General features: G+C 71.5%; 23 protein-coding genes, 1 tRNA gene and 1 pseudogene. 4 read left to right on the top strand and 21 right to left on the bottom strand.

From position 1 onward, the window contains the following. Positions 1-13 precede the first annotated feature (13 nt). The 6 genes from ABD366_RS13760 to ABD366_RS13735 form a co-directional block, all read right to left on the bottom strand. Complete coding sequence (locus ABD366_RS13760; protein ID WP_411293777.1) at positions 14-1,654, bottom strand: penicillin-binding transpeptidase domain-containing protein; 1,641 nt, start codon at positions 1,652-1,654, stop codon at positions 14-16. 154 nt (positions 1,655-1,808) lie between these two features. Next, a complete protein-coding gene (locus tag ABD366_RS13755; RefSeq protein ID WP_324771399.1) occupies positions 1,809-3,449 on the bottom strand; it encodes a penicillin-binding transpeptidase domain-containing protein in 1,641 nt (546 codons plus the stop codon). A 195-nt stretch (positions 3,450-3,644) separates the two neighbouring features. Next, positions 3,645-4,832: a serine hydrolase domain-containing protein gene (locus tag ABD366_RS13750; protein ID WP_344441772.1), complete on the bottom strand. Its 1,188-nt coding sequence runs from the start codon at positions 4,830-4,832 to the stop codon at positions 3,645-3,647. Between the two features lie 71 nt (positions 4,833-4,903). After that, positions 4,904-5,671, bottom strand: coding sequence for an energy-coupling factor ABC transporter ATP-binding protein (locus ABD366_RS13745; RefSeq protein ID WP_324771401.1), 768 nt, complete (start codon positions 5,669-5,671; stop codon positions 4,904-4,906). After that, on the bottom strand, positions 5,659-6,420 hold the full coding sequence (gene cbiQ, locus ABD366_RS13740; protein ID WP_324771402.1) for a cobalt ECF transporter T component CbiQ: 762 nt from the start codon (positions 6,418-6,420) through the stop codon (positions 5,659-5,661). Before cbiQ ends, ABD366_RS13745 begins: the two co-directional genes overlap by 13 nt. Before the next feature lies 1 nt (position 6,421). Continuing rightward, a complete protein-coding gene (locus ABD366_RS13735) occupies positions 6,422-7,477 on the bottom strand; it encodes an energy-coupling factor ABC transporter permease (protein WP_324771403.1) in 1,056 nt (351 codons plus the stop codon). A 153-nt stretch (positions 7,478-7,630) separates the two neighbouring features. On the opposite strand from ABD366_RS13735, the gene ABD366_RS13730 reads away from it, so the two are divergent. Continuing rightward, entirely contained in the window at positions 7,631-7,996 is a 366-nt protein-coding gene (locus ABD366_RS13730; RefSeq protein WP_324771404.1) for an SsgA family sporulation/cell division regulator, read from the top strand. 47 nt (positions 7,997-8,043) lie between these two features. Here ABD366_RS13730 and ABD366_RS13725 read toward each other — a convergent pair whose 3' ends face one another. After that, a complete protein-coding gene (locus ABD366_RS13725) occupies positions 8,044-10,251 on the bottom strand; it encodes an MMPL family transporter (RefSeq protein ID WP_324771405.1) in 2,208 nt (735 codons plus the stop codon). A 98-nt stretch (positions 10,252-10,349) separates the two neighbouring features. After that, positions 10,350-10,937 carry a TetR/AcrR family transcriptional regulator gene (locus ABD366_RS13720; protein ID WP_324771421.1) on the bottom strand — a complete coding sequence of 196 codons (588 nt, stop codon included), beginning with the start codon at positions 10,935-10,937 and terminating at the stop codon, positions 10,350-10,352. A 156-nt stretch (positions 10,938-11,093) separates the two neighbouring features. Here ABD366_RS13720 and ABD366_RS13715 point away from each other — a divergent pair, with 156 nt between their 5' ends. Continuing rightward, on the top strand, positions 11,094-14,465 hold the full coding sequence (locus tag ABD366_RS13715) for a S41 family peptidase (RefSeq protein WP_324771406.1): 3,372 nt from the start codon (positions 11,094-11,096) through the stop codon (positions 14,463-14,465). Between the two features lie 96 nt (positions 14,466-14,561). Here the strand turns inward: ABD366_RS13715 and ABD366_RS13710 are convergent, their stop codons facing one another. The 4 genes from ABD366_RS13710 to ABD366_RS13695 all read right to left on the bottom strand — a co-directional run bounded on the left by ABD366_RS13710 (position 14,562) and on the right by ABD366_RS13695 (position 18,232). Then, on the bottom strand, positions 14,562-14,747 hold the full coding sequence (locus ABD366_RS13710; RefSeq protein ID WP_324771407.1) for a hypothetical protein: 186 nt from the start codon (positions 14,745-14,747) through the stop codon (positions 14,562-14,564). Between the two features lie 124 nt (positions 14,748-14,871). Continuing rightward, positions 14,872-15,747: an SDR family oxidoreductase gene (locus ABD366_RS13705; RefSeq protein ID WP_324771408.1), complete on the bottom strand. Its 876-nt coding sequence runs from the start codon at positions 15,745-15,747 to the stop codon at positions 14,872-14,874. Further along, a complete protein-coding gene (locus ABD366_RS13700) occupies positions 15,744-16,697 on the bottom strand; it encodes an alpha/beta fold hydrolase (RefSeq protein ID WP_324771409.1) in 954 nt (317 codons plus the stop codon). The genes ABD366_RS13705 and ABD366_RS13700 overlap by 4 nt, the downstream gene beginning before the upstream one ends. Next, positions 16,694-18,232 carry a flavin-containing monooxygenase gene (locus tag ABD366_RS13695; protein ID WP_324771410.1) on the bottom strand — a complete coding sequence of 513 codons (1,539 nt, stop codon included), beginning with the start codon at positions 18,230-18,232 and terminating at the stop codon, positions 16,694-16,696. The genes ABD366_RS13700 and ABD366_RS13695 overlap by 4 nt, the downstream gene beginning before the upstream one ends. A 289-nt stretch (positions 18,233-18,521) precedes the next feature. Between ABD366_RS13695 and ABD366_RS13690 the strand changes: the two genes are divergently transcribed. Beyond that, complete coding sequence (locus ABD366_RS13690) at positions 18,522-19,142, top strand: MerR family transcriptional regulator (protein WP_324771422.1); 621 nt, start codon at positions 18,522-18,524, stop codon at positions 19,140-19,142. On the opposite strand, the gene ABD366_RS13685 is transcribed toward ABD366_RS13690, so the two are convergent. Continuing rightward, entirely contained in the window at positions 19,131-20,153 is a 1,023-nt protein-coding gene (locus ABD366_RS13685) for a DUF6528 family protein (protein ID WP_324771411.1), read from the bottom strand. The two genes, ABD366_RS13690 and ABD366_RS13685, sit on opposite strands and share 12 nt — an antisense overlap. 113 nt (positions 20,154-20,266) lie before the next feature. Further along, positions 20,267-21,088 carry an exodeoxyribonuclease III gene (locus tag ABD366_RS13680; protein WP_324771412.1) on the bottom strand — a complete coding sequence of 274 codons (822 nt, stop codon included), beginning with the start codon at positions 21,086-21,088 and terminating at the stop codon, positions 20,267-20,269. 46 nt (positions 21,089-21,134) lie between these two features. Between ABD366_RS13680 and ABD366_RS13675 the strand changes: the two genes are divergently transcribed. After that, positions 21,135-21,641: a GNAT family N-acetyltransferase gene (locus ABD366_RS13675; RefSeq protein ID WP_324771413.1), complete on the top strand. Its 507-nt coding sequence runs from the start codon at positions 21,135-21,137 to the stop codon at positions 21,639-21,641. Between the two features lie 86 nt (positions 21,642-21,727). Here ABD366_RS13675 and ABD366_RS13670 read toward each other — a convergent pair. The 7 genes and pseudogenes from ABD366_RS13670 to ABD366_RS13640 all read right to left on the bottom strand — a co-directional run. Continuing rightward, positions 21,728-21,801, bottom strand: a tRNA-Ala gene (locus tag ABD366_RS13670). A gap of 70 nt (positions 21,802-21,871) precedes the next feature. Continuing rightward, positions 21,872-23,038: a divisome protein SepX/GlpR gene (gene sepX / locus ABD366_RS13665; protein WP_324771414.1), complete on the bottom strand. Its 1,167-nt coding sequence runs from the start codon at positions 23,036-23,038 to the stop codon at positions 21,872-21,874. Positions 23,039-23,210: 172 nt separating this feature from the next. Then, entirely contained in the window at positions 23,211-23,879 is a 669-nt protein-coding gene (locus ABD366_RS13660; protein ID WP_324771423.1) for a GNAT family N-acetyltransferase, read from the bottom strand. Continuing rightward, the gene (locus ABD366_RS13655; protein ID WP_324771415.1) at positions 23,876-24,388 is read right to left on the bottom strand and encodes a MogA/MoaB family molybdenum cofactor biosynthesis protein; all 513 of its coding nucleotides are present in this window, start codon (positions 24,386-24,388) and stop codon (positions 23,876-23,878) included. The genes ABD366_RS13660 and ABD366_RS13655 overlap by 4 nt, the downstream gene beginning before the upstream one ends. After that, positions 24,385-24,876 carry a cyclic pyranopterin monophosphate synthase MoaC gene (gene moaC / locus ABD366_RS13650; RefSeq protein WP_324771416.1) on the bottom strand — a complete coding sequence of 164 codons (492 nt, stop codon included), beginning with the start codon at positions 24,874-24,876 and terminating at the stop codon, positions 24,385-24,387. The genes ABD366_RS13655 and moaC overlap by 4 nt, the downstream gene beginning before the upstream one ends. Positions 24,877-24,970: 94 nt before the next feature. Beyond that, positions 24,971-26,323, bottom strand: coding sequence for a molybdotransferase-like divisome protein Glp (gene glp, locus ABD366_RS13645; RefSeq protein ID WP_324771417.1), 1,353 nt, complete (start codon positions 26,321-26,323; stop codon positions 24,971-24,973). 4 nt (positions 26,324-26,327) lie between these two features. Further along, positions 26,328-26,466, bottom strand: a pseudogene (locus ABD366_RS13640) (UTP--glucose-1-phosphate uridylyltransferase); the annotation flags it as partial.

Below are 26,466 nucleotides of genomic sequence, written 5' to 3'. Positions count from 1 at the left end.
CGGCGGGCCGGGGTCAGCCGGCGCCGTTCAGCAGCATCTCGCGGACGACCGGGCCCGCCGAGTCGCCGCCGTGGCCGCCCTGCTGCACCACCGCCGCCGAGGCGAGGTCACCGCGCCAGGCCGTGAACCAGCCGTTGGGCTCCTTCTGCCCGTCGACCTCCGCCGAACCGGTCTTCGCGCCCATGTCGGAGCCGAGCCCCGCCATCGGCTTCACGGCCGTGCCCGCGATCGCCGTGTAGTGCATCAGCTCGCGCAGCGACGCGACGGTCCCGGCCGACATGGTCCGCGACGCCTTCGCGAGGGTGCGGTGGTCGACGTCGGGCGAGACCAGGTAGGGCTGGTGGAAGGTGCCGGACTTCACGGTCGCCGCGACCGACGCCATGTTCAGCGGGTTCATCCGCACCCCGCCCTGCCCGATCAGCGAGGCCGCCATCTGCGCCTCCGACTGCACGGGCACCGAACCGTCGAAACTCGGCACTCCGATCGCCCAGTTGTCGAGGCCGAGCCCGAAGACCTGCTGCGCCTGCTTGGTCAGCGAGTCGTTCTCAAGGTCGGGGGCCTGGCTGATGAAGGCGGTGTTGCAGGACCTGGCGAAACTCGCCTTGAACGTGCCGTCCTTGATCTCGAACTTGTCGTCGTTCTGGAACTTCCAGTGCCCGTACGTGAAGTACTTCGGGCACGGGTGCTTCTTGTCGACGCCCGCGAGGTCCTTCTCCAGGAGCAGCGACGACGTGATGACCTTCATCGTGGAGCCGGGCGCGAGCGAGCCCTGGAACGCCGTGTTGAAGCCGGGGCTGGAGTTGGCCACGCCGAGGATCTCGCCGGTCGAGGGCCGCAGCACGACGACGGAGGCCCGCTCGCGCGAGGCGACCTGCTTCTCGGCCGCCGCCTGGACGCTGGGACTGATCGTCGTCTTGACGGTGCCCGGAGTGCCCTCGGTGAGGGTGAGCAGCGTCTTGTCGGGCACGGCGTTCTTCTCCGCCTTGCCGGCCGCGGCCTTGCGCACGACGCGCAGTTCGACGCCCGCGGTGCCGCCCGCCTTCTTGCCGTACTTCTCGCGCAGCCCGTCGATGACGGTGCCGAGCGACGGGTACTTCTTCGCGGTCAGCTCGCCGCCCGCCCGGTCCACCGCCTTGATCGGCGGGTCACCGGCCTCCCCGGTGACGAGCCGGTCGCCGTCCTTCAGCTCCGGGTGCACGACGGACGCCTGCCAGCCGACGAGGACCTTCCCGTCGCTCTTGCGGCGCACCGCCGTCAGCGAGGAGTCGTACGCGTACGGCTTGCTGAACCCGGGCCCGCCGGCCTTCTCCTCGTACGAGACCATCGCGATGACGTGGAAGGGGACCTTGGCGCCCGCGCGGGTGCCCGGCGCGACCTTCATGTCGGTGAAGCGGGCGTCCTTGGCCAGACCGGTGAGCGCGGCCTGCGCGGTGGTCGCGTCGTCCGTGTACGCGGCGGCCTTCGCCACGTCGCCGGACTGCCAGGCGGTGAGGAACCCGGCGGACACCGTCTTGATCTCGGCGGCGCTCGGCGGACCCGAGGGGACCGCGGGTTTGCCGTCCACCGACGCGGAGGACGTCGCACCGCTGTCCATCAGGGCGTACGCGCCGACGCCTGCCCCCACGACGACGACGGCCGCGGCCGCGCCGATCACCAAGGTGCTGGTGTTACGGCGCGCGGGCTCGTCCTTGCGCTTGCCTCTGGTGCCCAACGTCGTCCTCCGGTGTTCTGCGGGTGGCCAAGATTACGGGGTGGCCCAAGTCGCCTGCGCCGTAGGACAGAACGCCTTACAACGCCCCGCGGTTTCGTTACGATCCGGCCCGCAATACGGATGCCACGATCGGGCCCGCCGCGTCGCCGCCGTGGCCGCCGCCCTCCGCCATCGCCGCGGCGGCGACATCGCCCCGGTATCCGGTGAACCAGGAGTTGGCCACGGACTGCCCGTCGACCTCCGCCGAGCCCGTCTTCGCCCCGATGTCACCGGTGAGCCCGGACATCGCGTTGGTGGCGGTGCCGATGGACGAGGTCGCGGTCAGCCGCATCATCTGCTTGAGCTGGGACACCGTCGAGGAGGGGAGGCCGTTCGCGGTGGCGAGTTGACGGTCGCCGAGCTTGGGCGCGACCAGGACCGGCTGGTGGAAGGTCCCGGTGATCGCGGTCGCCGTCACCGACGCCATGTTCAGCGGGTTCATCAGCACCTTGCCCTGGCCGATCATCCCGGCCGGGTCGTCCGAGTTCCCGTTGACCGGCACGGAACCGTCGTACGAGACGACTCCGGTCTGCCAGTCCTTGCCGAGCCCGAACCGGTTCTGGGCCTCGGCGGCGAACTTGTCCGCGCCGAGGTCGTCGGAGAGCTTGATGAAGGCGGTGTTGCAGGAGCGCTGGAAGCTGTTGGACAGCGTCGCGCCCTCGTTGGGCTGCATGCCCGTGAGGTTGTGGAAGGTCTGGCTCAGCGCGGGAGCCGCGTCCGGGCAGGGCGCCGGGCCCGTCATCGAGGTGACACCGTTGTCGATCAACGCGGCCGCCGTGATGATCTTCATCGTGGAGCCGGGGGCGAGCCGCCCCTCGAACGCGGCGTTGAACTCGCCGTACCCGTGGTTGGCGACCGCGAGTACCTCACCCGTCGACGGCTTGACCGCCACCACGGCCGACTTGGAGAACTTCGTCACCGACTGCTCGGCCGCCGCCTGCGCGCTCGCGCTGATCGTCGTGTGCAGCGTGCCCGGCTTGCCCTTGGCGAGGGTGAGCAGCGTCTTCGCGGTGGTGGTCCCCTCGGCGCTCTCGCGCTGGATGAACGTCTCGACGCCCGGCGAACCACCCACGTCGTTGCCGTACTTGGCGCGCAGTGTCTCCAGGACGGGCCCGAGCGAGGGGTACTTGTCCTTCGTCAGCACGGTGCCGTTGCGGTCCACAGCCTCGATGGGCGGCGCCGCGGACTCGCCGGTGACGAGCGTGTCGCCCTCGCGCATCTCCGGGTGCAGGACGGACGGCCGCCACTGCACGAGGGGCCGGCCCGTGGTCTCGCCGCGCACGATCGTCAGCGACGAGTCGTACGTCGTCGTCCGCTTCTGGCCCTTGAACGACACCGTCGCCTTCACCTTGAAGGGGACCTTCGCCCCGGCCGGTGTGCCCGCCGTCAGGACGGTGTGCGTGATGTGCGCGTCGTCGTGCCAGCCCTCCAGGGCGGGCCCCGCGTTCTCCGCGAAGTTCGTGTAGGACGCCGCCCCCGACGCGTCGCCCTTCGCCCACGCCGCCAGGAACTTCGCCGACGTCTCCTTGATCTCGTCGCTCGTCGGCGGCCCGCTCCGGCGCGCCCCGGGCGCACCCGCGGACGACGAACCGCCGTCCCCCGACACCGTCGTGACGATGTTGTAGGCGCCGTAACCGGCACCGCCCACCATCGCGGTGAACACCCCGCCGACGATGGCGACCTTGACCCCCTTGCGCATGCGCGCCCCTCCCCAAGTTGACGAAGGGACTCTAGGCACGTGGGGAGCCTGGTGCGCCGGGTGTTTTCCAGATGGTGTCCGAAGGTGTCCGAAGAGTGATCAGAATGACGGCCGAAACCAACCCAGAGTGGACGCCCGGCCGCATCGGTGACCTGCGCTCCCTCCCACACCCAGCTCTTCGGACCTCTCGGTGGCCTACGCGTCGCCGTGGCGCGGCTCCACGACAACCTCGCGCACAGCCCGCACCAACGCCTGCGCCCGCGGATCCGCGGTGACTCCCGCGCTCATCCCGTTGGTGACGTACCCGAACGCGATGCCCGTCTCCGGGTCCGCGAAGCCGAGGGCGCCGCCGCGGCCGGGGTGGCCGAAGGAGTGCGGGGTCAGGAGCGGGGAGGCGATGCCGTGCAGCATGTAGCCGAGGCCGAAGCGGGAGGGGACGGCGAGGACGCGGTCGGGGCCGGAGGAGGCTTCCGTGCGGGCGAGCCGGACCGTTTCCGGTGTGAACAGCCGTGTCCCGCCGTCGACTTCGCCGATCAGGGCCGCGTAGAAGCGGGCCAGGCCGTCCGCGGTGCCGATCCCGTTGGAGCCCGGGAGTTCGGCGGCGCGGTAGTCCGGGTCGTTCTCGTCCGGCGCCGGGGTGATCGAGTCGAAGGCGCGCCGGGTCAGGGACTCCGGGTTCGTGTACGCCTCGACGAGGGCCCGCTTGGGGCGGGAGCGCGGGGCGCCGGACGCGGCCGGGGCCTCGGCGGGCCCGACGCGTCCGGCGCGGTGGGCCTCGGCCGCCGGCAGCCCGATCCACACGTCGGCGCGGGCCGGTCCGGCGATCTCCTCGGCGACGAACGCGCCGAGGGAGCGTCCGGTGACCCGGCGCACGAGCTCACCGGTCAGCCAGCTGTACGTCTGCGCGTGGTAGCCGTGATCGGTGCCGGGTGCCCAGAACGGGGCCTGCGCGGCGACCGCCGCGGCGCCGCGCTCCGGGTCGGCGGCCTCGGCCGGGGTCAGCGGCCGGTCCAGGGCCGGTACCCCGGCGCGGTGCGCGAGGACGTGCCGGACCAGCGCGTCCTCCTTGCCGTGTGCCTTGAACTCGGGCCAGTACGCCCCGACCGGCGCATCCAGATCGAGTTCGCCGCGCTGGTGCAGCAGGAGCAGTGCGGCGGCGGCGAGTCCCTTGGTGGCCGACCGCAGGACCTGCCCGGTGCCGGGCGTCCACGCCGCCTGCCCGTCGATGTCCCGCGTTCCCGCGTACAGATCGACGATTCTGCGCCCGTCCCGGTAGACGACGACACCGGCGCCCCGCTCGCCGCGCTCCTCGAAGTTCTGGGCGAAGGCGGACCTGACGCCTTCGAATCCGGGGGCGACCGTGCCGTTCACTGCTGTATCCACGGTCCGTGCAACAGCCAATGATTCGGATCGATTCCGCCGAAGAGCGGCTCTCAGGGCTCAAGGACGGGCTCTCAGGCCCCGCTCGCCCTGTCCGCGACCGACCTCGGGTCGAAGCCGAAGGGGAGTTCCAGGCGGTGGGCGCGCATCAGGTCCCCGTCCATGAGCAGGTCGCCGGTCGCGCCGTCCGCCGCGATGACGCCCTCGCTGAGGATCACGGCTCTCGGGCAGAGCTCCAGGGCGTAGGGCAGGTCGTGCGTGACCATCAGGACCGTCACGTCCAACGAGCGCAGGATGTCGGCGAGTTCGCGGCGCGAGGCGGGGTCGAGGTTGGAGGACGGCTCGTCCAGGACGAGGATCTCCGGTTCCATCGCGAGGACCGTGGCGACGGCGACGCGGCGGCGCTGGCCGAAGGAGAGGTGGTGCGGGGGCCGGTCCGCGTACTCCTCCATGCCGACCGAGGCGAGCGCCTTGCGGACCCGCGCCTCCAGTTCGGGGCCCTTCATGCCGGACGCGGCCGGGCCGAACGCGACGTCCTCGCGGACCGTCGGCATGAACAGCTGGTCGTCCGGGTCCTGGAAGACGATGCCGACCTTGCGCCGGATCTCCGCCATGTTGCGCTTGTCCACGGGTAGCCCGGCGACCGTCACCGTGCCCGCGCCGCCGGTCAGGATGCCGTTCAGATGCAGGACGAGGGTCGTCTTGCCGGCGCCGTTCGGGCCGAGCAGCGCGACCCTCTCGCCCTTGTCGACCGTCAGGTCGACTCCGAAGAGCGCCTGATGCCCGTCGGGGTAGGCGTAGGCAAGTCCGGCTACTTCCAAAGATGCAGTCACAGCGTCCATCCCAGCAGACACACCACGAGCGCCGCACCCGGCAGGGCCAGCGCGGACGACCACTGCGTCCGGGAGGCCGTCACCTCGTCGATGACCGGCATCGAACCCGCGTACCCCCGGCTGACCATCGCCAGATGTACGCGCTCTCCCCGCTCGTAGGAGCGGATGAACAGTGCCCCGGCCGATTTGGCGAGGACGCCCCAGTGCCGCACGCCGCTCGCCTCGAAGCCGCGCGACTCCCGTGCGATCTTCATGCGGCGCATCTCGTCCGTGATGACGTCGCCGTAGCGGATCATGAACGACGCGATCTGGACGAGGAGGGGCGGCAGCTTCAGGCGTTGCAGGCCAAGCAGCAACTCCCTCAGTTCCGTCGTCGACGCCAACAGAACCGATGCGGCGACGCCCAGGGTGCCCTTGGCCAGTACGTTCCACGCGCCCCACAGGCCGCTCTCGCTCAGGGAGAGACCGAGCACCTGCACCCGTTCGCCCTCGGCGACGAACGGCATGAGGACCGCGAAAGCGACGAAGGGGACCTCGATGAGGAGCCGCTTCAGCAGATAGCCCGCCGGTACGCGCGCCACGTACGCCACGGTGCCGAGCAGCATCGCGTACAGCGCGAACGCCCACATCGCCTCGCGCGGCGTGGAGACGACGACCACGACGAAGCCGAAGACGGCGGCGAGCTTGGTGTGCGGCGGCAGCGCGTGCACGGGCGAGTGCCCGGCACGGTAGAGGCGGTGGGCGTGTCCGGCGCCCATGTCAGACGGACTCGCCCGCGGTGACCTCGGTGGAGGCCGCGTCGCTCGTACGCCGCCTGCGCAGCGCCCAGAAGATCCCGGATCCGGCGACGACGGTCACGCCGACGCCGATGATCCCGGCGAGGCCGCCGGAGAGCCGGGCGTCGGTGACGTCCTTGACGCCGTAGTCGGCGAGCGGCGAGTCGGCGGAGGCGTGCTCCTCCGTCTTGCTGTCGATGCCCTTGTCGTGGGCGACCTTCTCCAGGCCGTCGGGGTCGGCCGAGGCGTAGAAGGAGACGAACCCGGCGAGTACGAGCGAGGTGACGAGGCCGGTGATCCAGATCTTGCGGTGCGAGCGCGCGGCCACCGGGGCGGGCGCGGCGGCCGGGGCGTCGACCAGTTCGCCGCCCACCTTCAGCCTGAGCGGCGCCCGGAGGCCGCGGGCGCCGTACACGAGGTCCGGCCGGACGGCCACGACGGCGCCGACGGTGAGGGCGGTGATCACGGCCTCGCCGATGCCGATGAGGACGTGCACTCCGATCATCGCGGTGGCGACCTTGCCGATGGAGACGTCGGTCGTCCCCCCGATGGCGTAGATCAGGGTGAAGACGACGGCGGCGGCCGGGACGGAGAGCACGGCCGCGACGAAGGCCGCGACGGTGATGGAGCGGCGGCCGCGCGGCAGCACCTTCACGAGGCCGCGGAAGACGAGGTAGGCGACGACGGTGGTGGTGATCGCCATGTCCGTGATGTTCACGCCCAGCGCGGTCAGGCCGCCGTCCGCGAACAGCACGCCCTGCATCAGGAGCACCACGGACACACAGAGGACCCCTGTATAGGGGCCCACCAATATCGCGGCGAGCGCGCCGCCCAGGAGGTGGCCGCTGGTGCCCGCCGCGACGGGGAAGTTGAGCATCTGCACGGCGAAGATGAACGCCGCGACCAAACCGGCGAGCGGCGCGGTGCGCTCGTCCAGTTCACGGCGGGCGCCGCGGAGGCTGACGGCGACGGCGCCCGCGGCGACGACACCGGCGGCCGCCGACACAGGTGCATTGATGAATCCGTCGGGTACATGCATGGCAGGGCACTCCGGCGCTCGGGCAGATGGTTAACCGTTCGATGATAGTGCTTTGTTGCGAACGGCTTGCAAGAGCGTCTCGGCACCAATTGACCCCGGTCCGTACACCCGGACACTGGCCCACTCATTCAGACATATGGGACATTAGAAGACATGACCGCCGGCATAGAGCATTACGTGGAGCAGTACGCCCGGGCCCATGTCGTCACCGACTCCCCCGACGCGCCCCGGGCCGTCCCGGCCGTGCTGCGCTACGACGGCCGGGTCCGCGTCACCCTGCCGGACGTCGGCGAGTGGATCTTCCCGCGCGAGCTGCTCGAGAGCGGCCTGCGGGCCCCGGTCCGCGGCGACTCCATCCGGATCTGGCCGTGCGGGCGGGTCCAGGCGGTCATCGAGTTCCACTCGTCCGTGCCCGGACAGCCGAACGGGGTGACGGTCGTGCAGTTCGACGTCAAAGCGCTGATCCGCTTCCTGCGTCGGACGTACACGGCCCTCACCCCGGCGACGGTCACACCCTGATCACCGTCACGCACTGATCACCGTCACGCACTGATCATCCGGTCAGTTCACGCGTCGACGAGCTCCTTCTCCCCGGGACGCCCGGCGGCCTCGGCCGCGTTCAGCTTCTCGCCCTCGACGTCCACGTCGGGCAGCGCGCGGTCCAGCCACTTCGGCAGCCACCAGGCCCTCTTGCCGAGCAGCGCGAGCACGGCGGGCACGATCGCCATCCGGACCACGAACGCGTCGAGGAAGACGGCGATCGCCAGGCCGAAGCCGATCATCTTCACCATCTGCTCCGAGGAGCCGATGAAGCCCGCGAACACCGCGATCATGATGATCGCCGCGGCCGTGACCACCCGGGCCCCGTGCCGGAACCCGGTGACGATGGCCTGCGCGGGCCGCTCCCCGTGGACGTACGCCTCGCGCATCCGGGTCACGAGGAAAACCTCGTAGTCCATCGCGAGACCGAAGACCACGCCCACCATGAAGATCGGCATCATCGACATGATCGGGGTCGTCTGGTCCACGCCGAAGACCGAGCCGAGCCAGCCCCACTGGAAGACGGCGACGACGGCGCCGAGCGCGGCGAGCACCGAGAGCAGGAAGCCGAGCGCCGCCTTGAGCGGGACGAGGATCGAGCGGAAGACGACCATCAGGAGCAGGAACGCCAGGCCGACGACGAGCGCCAGATAGGGCACGAGCGCGTCGTTGAGCTTCTGCGAGACGTCGATGTTCATGGCCGTGGAGCCGGTGACCGCGAGCTCGGCGCCGGTGTCGGCCTTGATGTCCTTGCCCGCGTCACGAATGGCGTGGACGACGTCCTCGGTCTCGACGGAGGAGGGCTGGTACTTGGAGATGACGCTGATGATCGCGGTGTCGCCGGCCTTGTTGAACGTGGCCGGGGCGACGACCGCGACGCCGTCCGTCTTCTTGATCGTGGAGACGACCTCGTCGACGGCGGCCTTCGGGTCGTCCGCGCCCTTGGCGTCGACGACCGTCATGAGCGGGCCGTTGAAGCCGGGCCCGAAGCCCTCGGAGAGCAGGTCGTATGCCTTGCGCTGGGTGGTGTCCGTGGGCTGGACGCCGTCGTCGGGCAGGCCGAGCTCGAGCGAGGAGACCGGGATCGCCATCGCGCCGAGGCCGATGACACCCGCGACGAGGACCATGACCGGGCGGCGCAGCACGAAGCGGGCCCAGCGGGTGCCCATGTTGGCCTTGGGCTCGGCGGCGGCCTTGTCTGGCTCCTGCGCCTTGCGGGCCTTGCGGCCGTGGACGCGCTTGCCCGCGTAGCCGAGGAGCGCCGGAATGAGGGTGAGCGCGATGAGGACCGCGATGGCGACCGTGCCGGCGGCGGCGATGCCCATCTTCGTCAGCATCGGGATGTTGACGACGGCGAGGCCGACCAGGGCGATGACCACGGTCAGACCGGCGAAGACGACGGCCGATCCCGCGGTGCCGACGGCCCGTCCGGCGGCCTCCTCGCGTTCGCGGCCCTCGGCGAGTTCGGCGCGGTAGCGGGAGACGATGAACAGGGCGTAGTCGATGCCGACCGCGAGCCCGATCATCATCGCGAGGATGGAGGTGGTGGAGCCGAGGTCCAGCGCGTTGGCAAGGGCGGTGATCGTGGAGACGCCGATGCCGACACCGATGAGCGCGGTCAGCAGCGGGAGCCCGGCCGCGATCAGCGAGCCGAACGTGATGATGAGGACCACGGCCGCGACCGCGATGCCGATGACCTCGGTGGCGCCGGTCTCCGGCACGGCCTGGAGCGCGTCACCGCCGACCTCGACGGTCAGACCGGTCTTCTGCGCCTCGTCGATGACCTTCTGCAGCGCATCCCGGTCGTCGTCGGTCAGCTCCATCCCGGAGACCTTGTACGTGGCCGAGGTGTAGGCGATCGTGCCGTCCTTGCTCACCGTCTTGGCGGCGAACGGGTCGGCGACCGAGGCGACCTGCTTCGAGCTGGACTTCAGGGCGGCGACGGTGTCCTGGACGTCCGCCTTGTTCGCGGCGCCGGTCAGCTTCTCGCCGTCCGGGGCCTTGAAGACGACGCGGGCGGTGGCGCCGTCGGCAGCCGAGCCGGGGAAGCGCTGGTCGAGCAGGTCGAAGGCCTTCTGGGCCTCGGTGCCGGGGATCGAGAAGGAGCTGGAGGCGGCGGTCGGCGCGGAGGCGGCGCCCACGCCCGCGAGCGTGAGCAGCGCCACCCATATCAGGGCGACGAAGTGCCGTCGGCGGAAGGCGAGCTTGCCGAGTTTGTAGAGGAATGTGGCCACGGAGGCGTACTCCCGGTCAGGTCGTGGGGTCCAGATGGGCAGGGAAGATCAGCCCGACGACGTGAGCGGTCGCGTCAGGTGCGGGGGTTCGGGTCGGATCAGGCGCTGAGGGCGGGGAGGACGACAGCGTCGATGTACGAGGTGAGATAGGCCTGGGTGGGTGGCTTCTCGTCGATGAGCGTGCGGGTGGCGAACGCGCCGATGATCATGTGCAGCACATAGCCGAGCGCCGGGTTGTCGGCCCGGATCTCGCCGCGGTCCACGGCTCTCTCGAGCAGCCGGTCGAGACCCGACAGCTCGGGCGCGACGATCCATTCCCGGAAGGCTTCGAGCAGATCGGGGTTGGCGTGCACGGCCACCATCAGGCCGCGCATCAGGGCGCTGTTCTGCTCCATGTGGCAGTCGTCGTCCCGGGCGGCCATCGCGTGCAGGTCACCGCGGAGCGAGCCGGTGTCGATCTCGTCGAAGTGCGGTTTCTGCTGGCGCAGCGCTTTGACGACCAGCTCGGCCTTGCCGCCCCACTGGCGGTAGAGCGTCGCCTTGCTGGCCCGGGTACGGGCGGCCACGGCGTCCATCGTCAGGCCGTCGTAACCGACCTCGCGGAGCAGGTCGAGCACGGCCCCGTACAGCTCGGCCTCGCGCTCGGGCGTGATCCGGCTGCGGCGCGCCGTTGCTTCCGCGACCATGATCGCCACCTCTCCTCGGATCTCGTACGTCCTGAACATACCCCGGCCCCTAACGAAACGAAACCGTTTCGTACGTGGGGTCCGCCACACCCATAAGGGCCACGTGAGGACCCCGGCCCGGTTGCCGGAGCCCCCACGACGGAAAAGCATGAGGGAGTGACCGAGGAAGACACGCCCCAGGCCTATCTACGATTCCCGCACCTGAGCGGCGAGCGACTGTGCTTCGTCGTCGAGGACGACCTGTGGGTCGCGCCCGTCGACGGCTCGGCGCGGGCCTGGCGGGTCACCGTCGACCGCACCAAGGTCAGCCACCCGCGCTTCTCCCCCGACGGCAGCCAGATCGCGTACACGACATGGCGCAGTCTCGACCCGGAGATCTACCTGGCCCCGGTGGACGGCGGCTCCGCGCGCCGGCTCACCTACTGGGGCAGCGTGGACACCCAGGTGCGCGGCTGGACGCCCGACGGGGACATCCTCGCGGTGGCCTCGCACGGCGAACCGTTCTCCTACTTCACCTTCGCCTACAGCGTGCCGACCGACGCCTCCCCCGGCGGCAAACTGCCCTGGGGACCGGTCTCCGACATCCAGGTCGCCGACATCGACGGCGAGCGCCAGACCCTGCTCCTGACCGGTACACCACCGCACGAACCCGCCGCCTGGAAGCGCTACCGGGGCGGCGCCCAGGGCCGCCTGTGGGTGTACGGGTATGGGGCCTCCCCCGCTCGAGCGGATTCGAGAGCTTGGGGACGCATCCTCGCCGACCTGGACGGACACCTCGACGACCCGATGTTCGTCGACGGCCGCATCGCGTTCCTCTCCGACCACGAAGGCATCGGCAACGTCTACTCGTGCCTGCCCGACGGCTCCGACCTGACCCGGCACACCGACCACGCCGAGTTCTACGCCCGGCACGCCTCCTCCGACGGCAACCGCGTCGTCTACCAGTGCGCGGGCGAACTCTGGCTGCTCGACTCGCTACGCCCCGACTCCGTGCCGCGCAGGCTCCACGTCCGGCTGGGCGGCCCGCGCGCCGGACGCCGCAGCTACCAGGTACCGGCCGCCCTGCACATCGACGCCCTCTCCGTCGACGACACCGGCCGGGCGAGCGCGGTCGTCGTCCGCGGCAGCCTGTACTGGCTGACCCACCGCGACGGGCCGGCCCGCACCATCGCCGACACCCCGGGGGTGCGCGTCCGGCTGCCCGAGATGCTCGGCTCCGGCGGACAGGTCGCCTACGTCACCGACGCGGAGGGCGACGACGCCATCGAGATCGCCTACCTGCCGCGCGCCGCCGGCGACCGCGCGCCGCACCGGCTCGCCTGCGGCGACCTGGGCCGCGTACAGGAACTGGTCAGCGATCCCGACGGCAGACGCCTGGCCATCGCGTCGAACGACGGGCGGCTGCTGCTCGTCACCGTGCCGGAGAAGGCGGACACCGTCACGCGGATCGAGGAGGCACTGGAGACCGGGGAGGACTCGGACGCCGCGGAGTCCGGGGACGTCGAGGAGACCGGAAGCGAGGTCACCGAGCTGATCCGGTCGACGAACGGGCCCGTCCGCGATCTCGCCTTCTCTCCCGACGGCGCCTGGCTGACCTGGTCGCATCCGGGCATCGGCCGCTCCCTGCGGCAGATCAAGATGGCCCGCATCAAGGACCGCACCATCGTCGACGTCACCAACGGCCGCTTCGAGGACGAGAACCCGGTCTTCACCCGCGACGGCCGCTACCTGGCGTTCCTGTCCTGGCGCGGCTTCGACCCGGTCTACGACGTGCACACCGGCGACCTGTCCTTCCCGCTGGGCTGCCGCCCCTACCTCGTACCGCTGTCGTCGGCCACGGCCTCGCCGTTCGCGCTCTCCCCCGACGGGCGCACGGCGGCCGGCGGACTCGATCCCGCCGAGGAGGTCGGTTCGGGTCTCACCCAGGCCGCGCCGACCGTGGAGATCGAGGGCCTCGCCAGCCGTGTGGTCCCCTTCCCCGTCTCCGCCTCCAAGTACTCGGGACTGCACCCCGTCTCCGGCGGCGGCCTGGTCTGGCTGCGCTGGCCGATCTCGGGCGCGCTCGGCGAGACGTTCGCCAACCCCGCCGACACCTCCTCCCAGCCCACCCTCGAACACTTCTCCCTCGCCAAGTGCAGGAAGACCCAGCTCGTCGACCACATGGACTGGTTCGCGGTCAGCGGCGACGGCACCCGGCTCGTCGTCGGCGACGAGGGCGAGCTGCGCGCCGTGCCCTCCACCGAGGCGGGCGACAACGACTCCACCGTCTGGATCGACCTGCGCCGCATCCTGCACGAGGTGGACCCGGCCGCCGAGTGGCGCGGCGCCTTCGAGGAAGCGGGCCGGATCATCCGCGCCTACTTCTGGGAACCCCGGATGTGCGGCATCGACTGGTCCGCGGTGCTCGACCAGTACCGGCCGCTCGTCGAACGGGTCGCGTCCCCCGACGAGTTCGCCGACCTGCTGCGCGAGGTCCTCGGCGAACTGGGCACCTCCCACGCCTACGTCTCCGCGGCCCGCCGCAACGAGGGCCCGGCCCACTACCAGCGCGCCCAGGGCCTGCTCGGCGCCAACCTCGTGTGCCGGGACGACCAGTGGACGGTGTGCCGGATCCTGCCCGGCGAGTCCTCCGACTCCAAGGCCCGCTCCCCGCTGGCCGGCACCGGCATCCGCGAGGGCGCCGTCCTCACCCATGTCGACGGCCGCCCGGTCGACCCCCTCACGGGTCCCTTCCCGCTCCTGGCCGGCGCGGGCGGCACCACCGTCGAGCTGACCTTCGCCCGGGCCGGGGGCGGCGGTCGCGCGCGCCGTGTCGCGGTGGTCCCGCTCGTCGACGAACGGCCGCTGCGCTACCAGGACTGGGTGGCCAAACGCCGCGAGTACGTACGGGAGTTGAGCAACGACAAGTGCGGCTATCTGCACATCCCCGACATGGGCGGCTCCGGCTGGGCCCAGTTCAACCGGGATCTGCGCCAGCAGGTCTCCCGGCCCGCGCTCATCGTCGACGTCCGCGGCAACGCGGGCGGCCACATCAGCGAGCTGGTCGTCGAGAAACTCACCCGGAAGATCATCGGCTGGGACCTGACCCGCAACGCCGAGGCGGTCTCCTACGCCTCGAACGCGCCCCGGGGCCCGGTCGTCGCCCTCGCCGACGAGGCGACCTCCTCCGACGGCGACATGATCACCGCGGCCTTCAAGCTGCTCGGCCTCGGCCCCGTCGTGGGCCAGCGCACCTGGGGCGGCGTCGTCGGCATGACGGGGCGGCACAAGCTCGGCGACGGCACCGTGATCACGGTGCCGATGAACGCGGCCTGGTTCCCCGAGTACGGCTGGTCCGTCGAGAACCGCGGCGTCGACCCCGACATCGAGGTGCTGCGTACCCCGCTCGACTGGGCGGAGGGCCGGCACGCGCAGCTCGACGACGCGGTGTATCTCGCCCTCGACCTGCTGAAGGAGCAGGGCGCGAAGAACCCGCCGGACCACTCGGACGTCCCGGACCGGCGCAGGCCCCCGCTGCCGCCGCGCTAGCCCGAGGGCAGAGCGCTAGCCCGAGGGCACAAGGAGTGGGCCCCACCCGGCGTCCCGGGTGGGGCCCACTTCGCTCAGGAAAGAGCGTCAGGAGTGCTACCGGTCGAACTTGTCCCGCTGCTCCTGGGCGGCGTCCTGGGCGTCGTCCCGGCCCTGCGAGCCACGCTCGCGAAGCTGGTCCTGACCCTGCCGGCCGCGCTCGCCCGCCTCGTCCTTGGCACCGCTCGCGCGGTCCTTGGCCTTGTTGGAGAGCTCTTCGCCCTTGTCCTTGAACTGGTCCATGATGCCCATGCTGTGTTCACTCCCGATGTGGGTTGGGGGGGTGGGGCTCGACCAGACTGACACGCCGGGACATCACGCGCATTTCGATCAATAACGGACCGTATGCGTCCGAGGAAGCCGCAGGTCAGCGCCCTCGTACGGTTTCGTCGGCGGCGCCGCCCGCACCCACCAGGCCCCGCGACACGCTGCCGAGCCGCGGCTCGAAGCGCCGCATCTCGCGCTGGCCCACGGAACCGATGATCGCGGGCAGGTAGCCGCGGATGCCCTGCATGCCACGCAGCCACCACTGCGCGTACACGTGCGAGGACCGCCGCTCGATGCCGTCCACGAGCCGGTCGACGGCCGGGCCCAGCGGATACGTCTTGTTCGACGGCCAGGGCAGCCGCTGGCGCAGCTCGCGCATCACGTCGTCCTGGTCGGCGCCGCGCACCATGTCGGTGTCGGTCCAGGACAGATAGCCGACGCCGACCCGTACGCCCTTGTAGCCGACCTCGGCGCGCAGGCTGTGCGCGTACGCCTCCACACCCGACTTCGACGCGCAGTACGCGGACATCATCGGCGCGGGCGTGATCGCGGCGAGCGAGGCGATCTGCAGCAGATAGCCGCGCGACTCCATCAGGACGGGCAGGAAGGCGCGGCCCGTCACGGCGGAACCGATGAGGTTGACCTCGATGACGCGGCGCCAGGCGACCGGGTCGGAGTCCACGAGGGGACCGCCCGTGGCCACACCCGCGTTCGCGACGACGATGTCGACCTTCCCGAACCGCTCCTTCACCTCCTCGGCGACCCGCGCCATCGCCACGTGGTCCGTGACATCGGCGTGCCACCAGTCGGCGTCGGCGTGCAGCCGGCCCGCGACCTGCTTCAGCTCGTCCGGCTCCAGGCCGACCAGCGCGATCTTCGCGCCGCGCGCGGACAGCTTGCGCGCGAGCAGTTCACCGACTCCGCGCGCCGCGCCCGTGACGACCGCGACCTGACCCTCAAGGCTGACCCTGCTCATGCGGCATCCGCCCCCTTCTCCGACTGTTCCTGCACTGGCGATTCCAGGTAGGTGGCGGCCAGTTCACGGATCTTCTCCGTGACGGCCTCCGGCGCCTCGATGGGCGTCATGTGGCCGAGCCCGGGCAGCTCGGTCAGGCCCACGCACTGCGGCAGCGCGGCGGCGATCCGCCGGGCGTGCACGATGGGCGTGAGCCGGTCCACGGTGCCGCCGAGCACGGCCACCGGCAGCGTCAGCTCGCTGAGCGCCTCGTCCATGGAGAGCGTCTCCAGGACGTGCGACCAGCCATGGCGCACCCCGCGCGGACAGGCGTGCACGATGTGCGCGCAGGCCTCGACCTTGCCGGGCGAGGCCCCCGGGCCCATCGTCGCGAACTTCAGGATCCGCTTGCCCAGCGGTGTGACCGGCCCGAGCGGCGCCTTCGACCCGAGGATCGCGCGGGTCACCCGCGTCCGCGCCGCACCCGCGACGAGCAGCGGCACCACGGTCGCCTCCGCGACAAGGCGCGAACTGCCGGTGCTGCACAGCAGAACGGCGGCGGCGTGCTCCTTGAACCCGGCCCGCCCGGCCGCGGCCATCATCGTCATGCCGCCCATGGAGTGCCCGGCGAGCACCGCCCGTTCCCCGGGAGCCAGCGTCGCGTCGAGCACGGCCTCCAGGTCGTCCGCCAACATGTCGGCGGTGTACGGGAGTTGTGTGGCGGCGGGCGAACGACCGTGCCCGCGCTGGTCGTACACGATCACCCGGTGGTCCGTGGCGAGGGCGCGGATCTGCGCGGCCCAGAACGCCGTCGAACAGGTCCAGCCGTGCGAGAGCACCACGGCGGGCGCGTGCTCGGGGCCGTGCACCTCGATGTGCAGCCGCGACCCGTCCGCCGAGACGGCGGTCAGTTCACGGTCGGCTGCGGGCGGCGCGAACGGCCCGGTCCTCATGTGCGTCAGCCGGCTCATGCGGCGCTCGCCTCCTTGTTCTTCGATCCCTTGCCCGTACGGGCCTCCGGCGACTCTGCGGGGGCGCGGACCACCTCGTACTCCCCCACGTCCACATGGCGCGTGGCCTGCCGGAACTCGGTCGTGGTGCCGGGCCACACGGTCGTGTTGACCCCGTTCTCGTCGAGGTACCAGCTGTTGCAGCCACCGGTGTTCCACACGGTCCGCTTCATCCGGTCCTGTACGCGGTTGTTCCAGCCGGCGACGGCGCTCGCGCGGGGGGTGAGGGCGACCCGGCCGCCCAGCACGTTCAGCTGCCGCAGATAGTCGGCCAGATAGTTCAGCTGGGCCTCGATCATCAGGATCATCGAGGAGTTCCCGAGCCCGGTGTTCGGCCCGATGACCGTCATGAAGTTCGGGAAGCCGGCGGCGGTGGCCCCGCGCAGGGCGGCCATCCCGCCCTTCCAGCTCTCGGCCAGGCTGACCCCGTCCGCGCCGATGACGCGCTGCGCGATCGGCATGTCGGTGACGTGGAACCCGGTGCCGAAGACGATCGCGTCCACCTCGGCCTCGGTGCCGTCGGCGGCCACGAGGGTGTTGCCCCGGATCTCGCTGAGTCCGGACGCCACGACGTCGACGTTCGGCTGGGCGAGCGCCGGGTAGTACGTGTTGGACAGCAGGATCCGCTTGCAGCCGATGCGGTAGTCCGGGGTGAGCTTGGCGCGCAGGGCCGGGTCCTTGATCGCCCGGTACATGTTGCGCTTGGCGAGCTGCTCGACCAGGCCCAGCTCGTTCGGCCGCTTCGTGAACGCCTGGACCTGCAACTCCCGGATGCCCCACAGGAGTCCGCGTCGCGCCTGCGTCGTGAAGGGCAGCCGGCGGTGCACCCAGCGCTCGGCCTTGGAGATGGCGCGGTCGGCGCGCGGCATGACCCAGGGAGGCGTGCGCTGGAAGAGGGTCAGTTTCCCGACCTCTTTCTGGATCGCCGGCACGATCTGGATGGCCGAGGCGCCCGTACCGATCATGGCGACGCGCTTGCCGCGCAGGTCGTAGTCGTGGTCCCAGCGCGCGGAGTGGAAGACCTTGCCGGGGAAGGTGTCGATCCCGGGGATGTCCGGCGTCTTGGGGTCGGAGAGCGGCCCGGTGGCGGAGACGACGACATCGGCGGTGAGCGTCCCACTCGCCGTATCGATCTCCCACCACAGCCGCTCGTCGTCCCAACGCAGCTCCTGCACCTCGGAGTTGAGCCGGATGTGCGGTCGCAGCCGGAAGACGTCGGCCACGTGCTCCAGGTACTCCCGGATGCGTCCCTGCCCCGAGAAGGTGCGCGGCCAGTGCGGGTTCGGCGCGAACGAGAACGAGTACAGGTGGGACGGCACGTCGCAGGCGCAGCCCGGGTAACTGTTGTCGCGCCAGGTGCCGCCGACCGCGTCGGCCCGCTCGAGCACCACGAAGTCGGTGACGCCCTCGCGGCGCAGTCTGACCGCCGCGCCGAGGCCGCCGAAGCCGGATCCGATCACCGCCACCCGTACGTGCTCGTGCTCCCGCTCGGTCATCCCGGCGCCTCCCTTGCCGCGCGACTCTGCCAGTGAACACTGGCGTGATTGGGAGCGTAAGGCAGGACCGTACTGATGGGTAGGGGTCGGGGCCAGGAAAGTTACCGGCAGTACACCCACCCGTCGCCTGACCACCGCCCCTCACCGAGCCCCTCCGGGCCGCAGTACTTGTCATAGGGTTTCCGTCGTGGCAGAAGAGGCGGCGGACCCGGACATCAGGAACGACAAGGACGACGAACACCCCAAAAACAGCGCATACGGCGCATCCGGCGAGATCGCCGAGTACCGCATGGCGGAGCTGGCCAAAGCCGCCGGCATCACGGTCCGAACCGTCCGCTTCTACCGCGAGCGCGGCCTCATCAAGCCGCCCCGCCGCCAGGGCCGCATCGCCTGGTACGACGAGACGCACCTCACGCGCCTGCGCACGATCGCCGCGCTCCTGGACCGCGGCCACACCCTCAACGGCATCGCCGAACTCTCCGAGGCCTTCGACCGGGGCCGCGACGTCGGCGAACTCCTCGGCCTCGGCGAACCCACCGAGGAGACCCCGGTCCGCCTCACCCCCGAGGAACTGGCCGACCACTTCGCCGGCGAGGACACCCCCGAGAACCTCCAGGCCGCCCTGGACCTCGGCTATCTGGGCACCGACGGCGAGGAGATCGTGCACGTCAGCCGCCGCCTCCTGGAGGTCTCGGCGGCGCTGGTCCGCGAAGGCATCCCGCTGGCCGAGGTCCTCGCCGCGGCGAGCCGCGTGCGCGAGCACGCCGAGGCCATGGCGACCCTCTTCACCGAGATGGTCCTCGCGCACGGCACCGAGAAGGACGTCCAGCGCCTGCGCCCGCTGGCCAAGTCGGTCGTCGAGGCCGAACTCTCGATGGCCCTGGACCGCAAGCTCGGCTCACGTGGGTAGCCACCACCGCGCCTTGTAGATCCCGCCGCCGACCAGCTTGTACGCGCCCTGCGGCCGGTGCACGCTCACGGTCGTCGTCCACCACGCCTCCCCGAGCCCCGCCTCCGGCACGGTCGTCACCACCCGGCCGGTACGCGGATCGTTCCCCACGCACTTCACGCTTCTACGGACGATCTCCGCGGCGCCCGCGAAGTCCTGCACGAAGGTCCGCCCGCGCTTCTCGTACTGGAAGACCGACGCACCGGTCGTCACCCACATCCGCCCCGGCCGCCCCGCGACGGGGAACAGATCGTGCCCGCCCGCCGACTTCCCCGGCGTCGCGACCGGCAGCGGATCGGCGGACCTGCGCACGAGCCGTGGCCGCGCCGCCGTCCCCGCCACCTCGTACGCCACCAGCTCGTCGTCGCCCATCGCCCACAGCACCCGCCGCCCCCGGTCCCAGTGCAGCCCGTGCGCGCCCTTGAGTTCGGCCTCCGTGAACCGCGTGGCGCCGGGCCCGAGCGACGCGGCGTACAGCCGCACCCTGGCCCCGGTGCTGCACGCGACGGCGACGTTCCCGTCCGGCAGGAGTTCCGCGGTGTGCGGATTGCACAGATCGTCCCCGGGGCCGATGGCCGTACCCCAGTACCGCCGCCCGCCCGGCCACTCCACCACGCCGACGAACCCGAACGACGCCGTGGTCAGCAGGAACGTCCGCCCCCGGTGGCGCCGGACCTTCGCCTCGCTCGGGTAGACCCAGCTGACCTCGGGCTTCAGATCCCGGTACCGCTCGTCGCCGAGCGGCGAGAACGCCCACCGCACCACACCCGGCTCGGCCGCCGGGTCCCAGGGGGCCGCCGCCGGATCGAGCACCAGGATCCGCCGGCTCGCCTGCTCGGTGACCACGACCGGCGGCAACCGGACACCCGCCGCCTGTCCCGGCCCCGCCACCCCGAGAGCGACCCCGGCCCCGGCCCCCGCGGCACAGGACAACAGCCCGCGCCGGGACGGACCACGCGACGCCTCAGACATGAAATCCCCCCGTACGACGAAACAGCCGACCCGGACGCATCATGTACGCGCCCAGAATCTGCCATGCCGCACGAGGGGACGTAAGCCCTACGACGAAGTCTGTGACTACGTGGCTACTCGAAGACCACCGTCACCGGAGCATGGTCGGACCACCGCAACTCGTGCGTGGCGGCACGCTCGACGTACGCCTTCACCGCCCTGGCCGCCAGCCCCGGAGTCGACACCAGCAAGTCGATCCTCCAACCCGTGTCATTGTCGAAGGCCCGCCCCCGGTACGACCACCACGAGTACGGGCCCTCGGTCTCCGGGTGCAGCGCGCGCACGACGTCGACATAGCCGCCGTCGGCCGCGTCGAAGACCTGGCTCAGCCACTCCCGCTCCTCGGGGAGGAAGCCGGAGTTCTTCTTGTTGCCCCGCCAGTTCTTGAGGTCGGCCTCGGCGTGGGCGATGTTCCAGTCGCCGCAGACGACGACCTCGCGGCCGTCGGCGGCGGCCCGCACGCGCAGACCCTTCAGGTACTCCAGGAACTCGGCCATGAAGCGGATCTTCTCGTCCTGCCGCTCCGTCCCGACCTCGCCCGAGGGCAGGTAGAGGCTGGCGACGACGACGCCCGGGAGGTCGACCTCCACGTACCGGCCACTGGCGTCGAACTCGGCGGACCCGAAGCCGATCTGTACCCGCTCCGGCGCGCGCCGCGTGTAGAGGGAGACTCCGGCCCGCCCCTTGGCGGCGGCCGGGGCGTGCACGACGTGCCAGCCCTCGGGGTCGCGTACCTCTGCGGGCAGTTGCTCCGGCTCGGCGCGCACTTCCTGGAGGCACAGCACGTCGGCGGTGGTCCCGGCGAGCCACTCCACGAAGCCCTTCTTGGCGGCGGCGCGGAGCCCATTCACGTTCACGGTGGTCACTGTCAGCACCGGCCCACCGTACCGGCACACTTGCCAGGTACACCGTATCCTCGAGCATAGAGATACGATCACGCGCATGACTATCCAATCCGTGCCCGCCGCCGCGCCCGCCCTGCGCCGCGTCTCCTTCGACCACCCCGACGCGAGAGCCCTGAACGACCGCGTCCAGCTGGAATACGCGGAGCGCTACGGCGATGAGGGCGATGTCACACCCCTGGACCCGACAATGTTCACCCCGCCCCAGGGCCTGTACCTGATCGCTTACGACGCGGCGGGCACGCCTCTGGCGACCGGCGGCTGGCGCGGCCAGGACGCGAACGACGAGGGGTATGCGGACGGCGACGCCGAACTGAAGCGGATGTACGTCACCCCGGAGGCCCGCGGCCTGGGCCTGGCCCGGAAGATCCTCGCGGACCTCGAGGCGGACGCCCGCGCGGCGGGCCGCACCCGCATGGTCCTGGAGACCGGCACGAAGCAGCCGGAGGCGATAGCCCTCTACCTCTCCAGCGGCTACGAACCGTGCGCCAAGCTCGGCCTCTACCGCTTCGAGGAGCTGAGCCGCTGCTACGCCAAGCAGCTGTAGCAGCCGTGCGGCCCTTCGGGGCGGCACACAAGGCAAGAGGCAAAGCAAGAACCCCGCCGGTTACCCGGCGGGGTTCTCAATTGCGGTGGACCTGTGGGGATTTGAACCCCAGACCCCCTCGATGCGAACGAGGTGCGCTACCAGACTGCGCCACAGGCCCTTGCAACGAGTGAAACTCTAGCATCCCGATCGGGGTGCTTGGAAATCCGTTCCCTGGCAGGTCAGCCGGGTCACTCGTTGGCGGCCCGGGGCCGCCCGTCGCCGTCGGCCGCGTCACCGTCGTACTGATCGAACAGCGGCGTGCGGCCACGCTCGCGGGAGCGGCGCGCGGAGGCGGCACGGCGGGCGTCGCTGCGTCCGTCGTCGACGACGGGCTCCTGCTCCGGCTGCCGTTCGGGCTCGGCCTGTTCGGCCGCGGACGAGCGGGCCGCGCTCCAGGTCTCGGGGGCGCCGTAGTCGATGCCACCGCCGGCCCGGGGGGCGACGGGCGCCGTCACGTACGTGGGCAACGGCACCGGTACGGGGTCCCAGCTCTCGCCGGGCCCGGGGCGGCGCTGCCGCTCGCGCTGCTGGTCGACCCACTCCGCGTGGTCGGTCTGCTCGACGAGCGCGCGCCGGTCGGCGGCGAGCGCGTCGAGTCCGGCCCCGGTGGCCACCTCGGTATCTGGGCCTTCCTCCAGGTCATCGGCGGCGCTGCCACGCCGGGCGGCCGTCTGCCGCCTGCGCGGCTGCCGCTCCCGCAGGCGCTGCGCGGCGATCTCGGCGCGGCGGCGGTCCATGACGTAGGCGAAGCGGCGTCGCTCCTGGGCCCGCAGATAGACGATGTAGGTGCTGAGCAGCAGGGCGGGCGCGGCGGGTGCCCACAGGAACGCGACGCCGCCGACTCCGGCCACGACCGCGCCGACGCTGAAGGCGACGAAGAGCATCACGGTGGTGCGGCGCCGGCGCGCGAGGACCTTGGTGCGCCGGGCGCGGGCCTGCTCCTCGGCGGTGAGGGTGCGCGGCCGACGGGTCTTGGCGGGGGCCGCCGCGGGAGGTGCCGTGGGGGCCGCCGCGGGTTCGGGCGCCGGTTCGGGCTCGGGTGCGCGGGCGGGCTCCGGGCGCTGCCGCTCGGCGGGCGGGGGCACGACGGGGACCCGGACGTCCACCGCGTGGGTGGCCGTGTCCGGGTCGGCCGGGGTGCCGCGCCGCTCTTCCGTCTCCGGCGAGCGCGCCTGCAGGTCCTTGGCGTACCGGCGCTCCATGCCCGCCCGTCCGGACAGAAGTCGGATGGCGGTGCTGAAGCGTTCCGTCGGACGGGCTTCGTTCAGCTCGTCCTGCCTACGGAGCCACATCGGCACCAAGTAGGCGGCCCAGGCCCCGACGATGACTGCGTAGATGAGGCCGCTGCTGCTCACGCCTCACACCGTAGAGGGGTTTGCGGGAAGCCATCCGCCAATTGGGCCGGTGTGTCGCACGATCTGGCTGATATTTCGAGCTTTTTTTGCGACTGGTGCGATCAACTGGCCGTCATCGGTGGGAATTTAATGGCTCCCCCGGTCGTTCGCCGATCAATTTCGAACATTTATTTTATTTCGAAGGGGCGCCGGGATCGATGGCGCTGGAAGCCCCCGGACCTGCGGTGTTGCCGCGCCGACCGCGCCGCCAGCGCCTCAGGAGCCCGTCGGGGACCTCCTCGGCGGTGAGTGCGAAGACGAGATGGTCCCGCCAGCCGCCGTCGATGTGGAGATACCGTGGGCGCAGGCCCTCCTCGCGGAATCCGAGTTTCTCCACGACCCGCCGGCTCGGCCCGTTCTCCGGGCGAATGCAGACCTCGATGCGGTGCAGGCCCACCGTGCGGAAGCAGTGGTCGACGGCGAGCGCGACGGCCGTGGGCATCACCCCGCGCCCGGCCACGCCCTGGTCCACCCAGTAGCCGACGTGACCCGAGCACATCGAACCCCAGGTGATCCCGGCGACCGTCAACTGGCCCACGAGACGGCCCTGGTACTCGATGACGAAGGGCAGCATCCGGCCCGCGTTCGCCTCCGCGCGCAGGTGCCGGACCATCTGCCGGTAGGTCGGGCGGTGCGCGATCGGGCCGCTCGGGGTGGGCGGCGGGATGGTCGCCTCCCAGGGGCGCAGCCAGTCGCGGTTGCGGCGGTTGACGTCGCGCCAGGCGCCCTGGTCGCGCAGCTTTATGGGCCGCAGGACGACATCGCCCTCCGCCAGGACGACGGGCCAGGACGGGCTGTTCAGTGCGCACCCCCGGCGGCTGCGTCGGGCCTGGGGTGGTCGCCGCCGCGGAGCTGGTCGACGGCGTGGGTGAGCAGCGGCTCCAGGACGGCGAGGCCGTCTTTCACCCCGCCGCTCGAACCCGGCAGGTTCACGATCAGGGTGCGCCCGGCGACTCCGGCAAGGCCGCGTGAGAGCGCCGCGGTGGGCACGTGCTGCCTGCCGTACGCGCGGATCGCCTCGGGGATGCCCGGCACGGCGTGGTCGAGGACGCGGGCCGTCGCCTCGGGGGTGCGGTCGGTGGGCGAGATGCCGGTGCCGCCGGTGGTGACGACGACGTCGTACGCCGCCTCGACCGCGGCCCGCAGCGCGGCCTCCACGGGGTCGCCGTCCGGTACGACCTGGGGGCCCTCGACGTCGAAGCCCAGCTTCCGCAGTCCCGCGGCGATCAGGGGGCCGCCCTTGTCCTCGTAGACGCCCGCGGCGGCCCGGTTGGAGGCGGTGACGACGAGGGCGCGGTAAGCCGCGGTCATGCCCGGTCCTCGCGCTGCCAGGTGCCGGACTTGCCGCCCGTCTTCTCCTCGACGCGGATGTCCGTGATGACCGCTCCCTTGTCGACCGCCTTGACCATGTCGACGACGGTGAGCGCGGCGACCGAGACCGCTGTGAGGGCCTCCATCTCGACGCCCGTACGGTCCGTCGTCTTCACGGTGGCGAGGATCTCCACCGCGTCGTCGGTCACGGACAGGTCCAGCTTCACGCCGGAGACGGCCAGCGGGTGGCAGAGCGGGATCAGGTCGGGGGTGCGCTTGGCTCCCATGATCCCGGCGATACGGGCTGTCGCGAGGGCGTCGCCCTTGGGCATGCCCTCGCCGCGCAGCAGCTCGACCACGCGCGGCGAGACGAGGACGCGGCCGCCGGCGCGGGCGGTGCGCGCGGTGACGTCCTTGTCCGACACGTCGACCATGCGGGCGGCGCCCGCCTCGTCGATGTGGGTTAGTCGGTCCTGCGAAGTGCTCATGGTGCTGTGGCGCTCCCGATCCGAGCCGTGCGCGGTGCGGCGCGCCGGACTGTTGTGCGCGACACGGTATCGCGCACTCTCAGGGCGTGTCCGGTCAGGCCAGGCGGATGACGTCCACCTCCGTGCCTGGCTCCACCGACGTCACGTCCTCGTCCACGACGATCAGCGCGTCCGCCTGGGCGAGCGCCGCGATCAGGTGTGAGCCGGAGCCGCCGACGGGGGTGACCTCGCCCGCCTCGGCGTCGTGGACGCCGCGCAGGAACTGGCGGCGGCCGTCCGGTGAGGTCAGTGCCTTGTCGGCGGTGAGCACCGCGCGGGTGGTGGGGCGGCGCAGGGTGTCGGCGGGCAGGCCCATCAGGGCGCGGATCGCCGGGCGGACGAACAGCTCGAAGGAGACGTAGCTGGAGACCGGGTTGCCCGGCAGGGCGAGCAGCGGGGTGTGGTCGGGGCCGACGGAGCCGAAGCCCTGCGGCTTGCCGGGCTGCATGGCGAGCTTGCGGAACTCGACGCCGCTGCCCGCGCCGATGCCGTCCTCCTCGTCCGGGTCGCCGACCGAGGAGAGGGCTTCCTTGACGACGTCGTACGCTCCGACGCTGACGCCGCCCGTCGTGACGACGAGGTCGGCGCGGATCAGCTGGTCCTCGATGGTGGAGCGGAGCGTCTCGGCGTCGTCGGAGACCGCGCCGACCCGGTAGGCGATGGCTCCGGCGTCGCGGGCCGCGGCCGTGAGGGCGAAGCTGTTGGAGTCGAAGATCTGGCCGTGGCTCAACGACTCGCCGGGCTGTACGAGTTCGCTGCCGGTGGAGACGACGACCACGCGCGGGCGCGGGCGCACCCGAACGGTGCCGCGGCCGATGGCGGCGAGCAGGGCGATCTGCGGCGGGCCGAGGACGGTGCCCGTCGTCAGGGCGCGGTCGCCGGCCTGGACGTCGCTGCCCTGTGCGCGTACGTGCGCGCGTGCTTCGGCGGGGCGGTGCACGCGGACCTCTCCGGAGGCGCCCTCGGGGGCGCTGGAGTGGGCGGGCATCGAGGAGACGGGGCCGGCGCCGAGCCCTCCGTCGGTCCACTCCACGGGGACGACGGCCTCGGCGCCGGGCGGCAGCGGGGCGCCGGTCATGATGCGGGCGGCCTGGCCGGGGCCGACGGTGAGCTGTTCGGCCTGGCCCGCGGCGACGTCCCCGATCACCGTGAGCACGGCGGGGTACTCCTCGCTCGCTCCGGTGACGTCGGCGACGCGCACCGCGTACCCGTCCATCGAGCTGTTGTCGAACGGGGGCAGCGAGACCGGGACCGTCACGTCCTCGACGAGCACACAGCCCTGGGCGTCGAGGATCTGCAGCTCGATGGGGTCGAGCGGCTGGACGGTGCTGAGGATGTCCTCCAGGTGCTCGTCCACCGACCACAGGTGCGGTCGGCCGGCGGTGGACGAGGTGGTCGCGCTGCTCAAGGTGCTACATCTCCTCGGTGACGTAACTGCGAAGCCAGGCGCGGAAGTCCGGGCCCAGGTCTTCACGTTCGCATGCGAGTCTGACAATGGCACGCAGATAGTCGCCGCGGTCGCCGGTGTCATAGCGCCGGCCCTTGAAGACG

This window comes from Streptomyces kunmingensis (assembly GCF_039533535.1).
Taxonomy (GTDB): Bacteria; Actinomycetota; Actinomycetes; order Streptomycetales; family Streptomycetaceae; genus Streptomyces; species Streptomyces kunmingensis.
The sequence above is the reverse complement of the archived record's forward strand: the minus strand, read 5'-3'. Positions and strand labels throughout refer to the sequence as shown.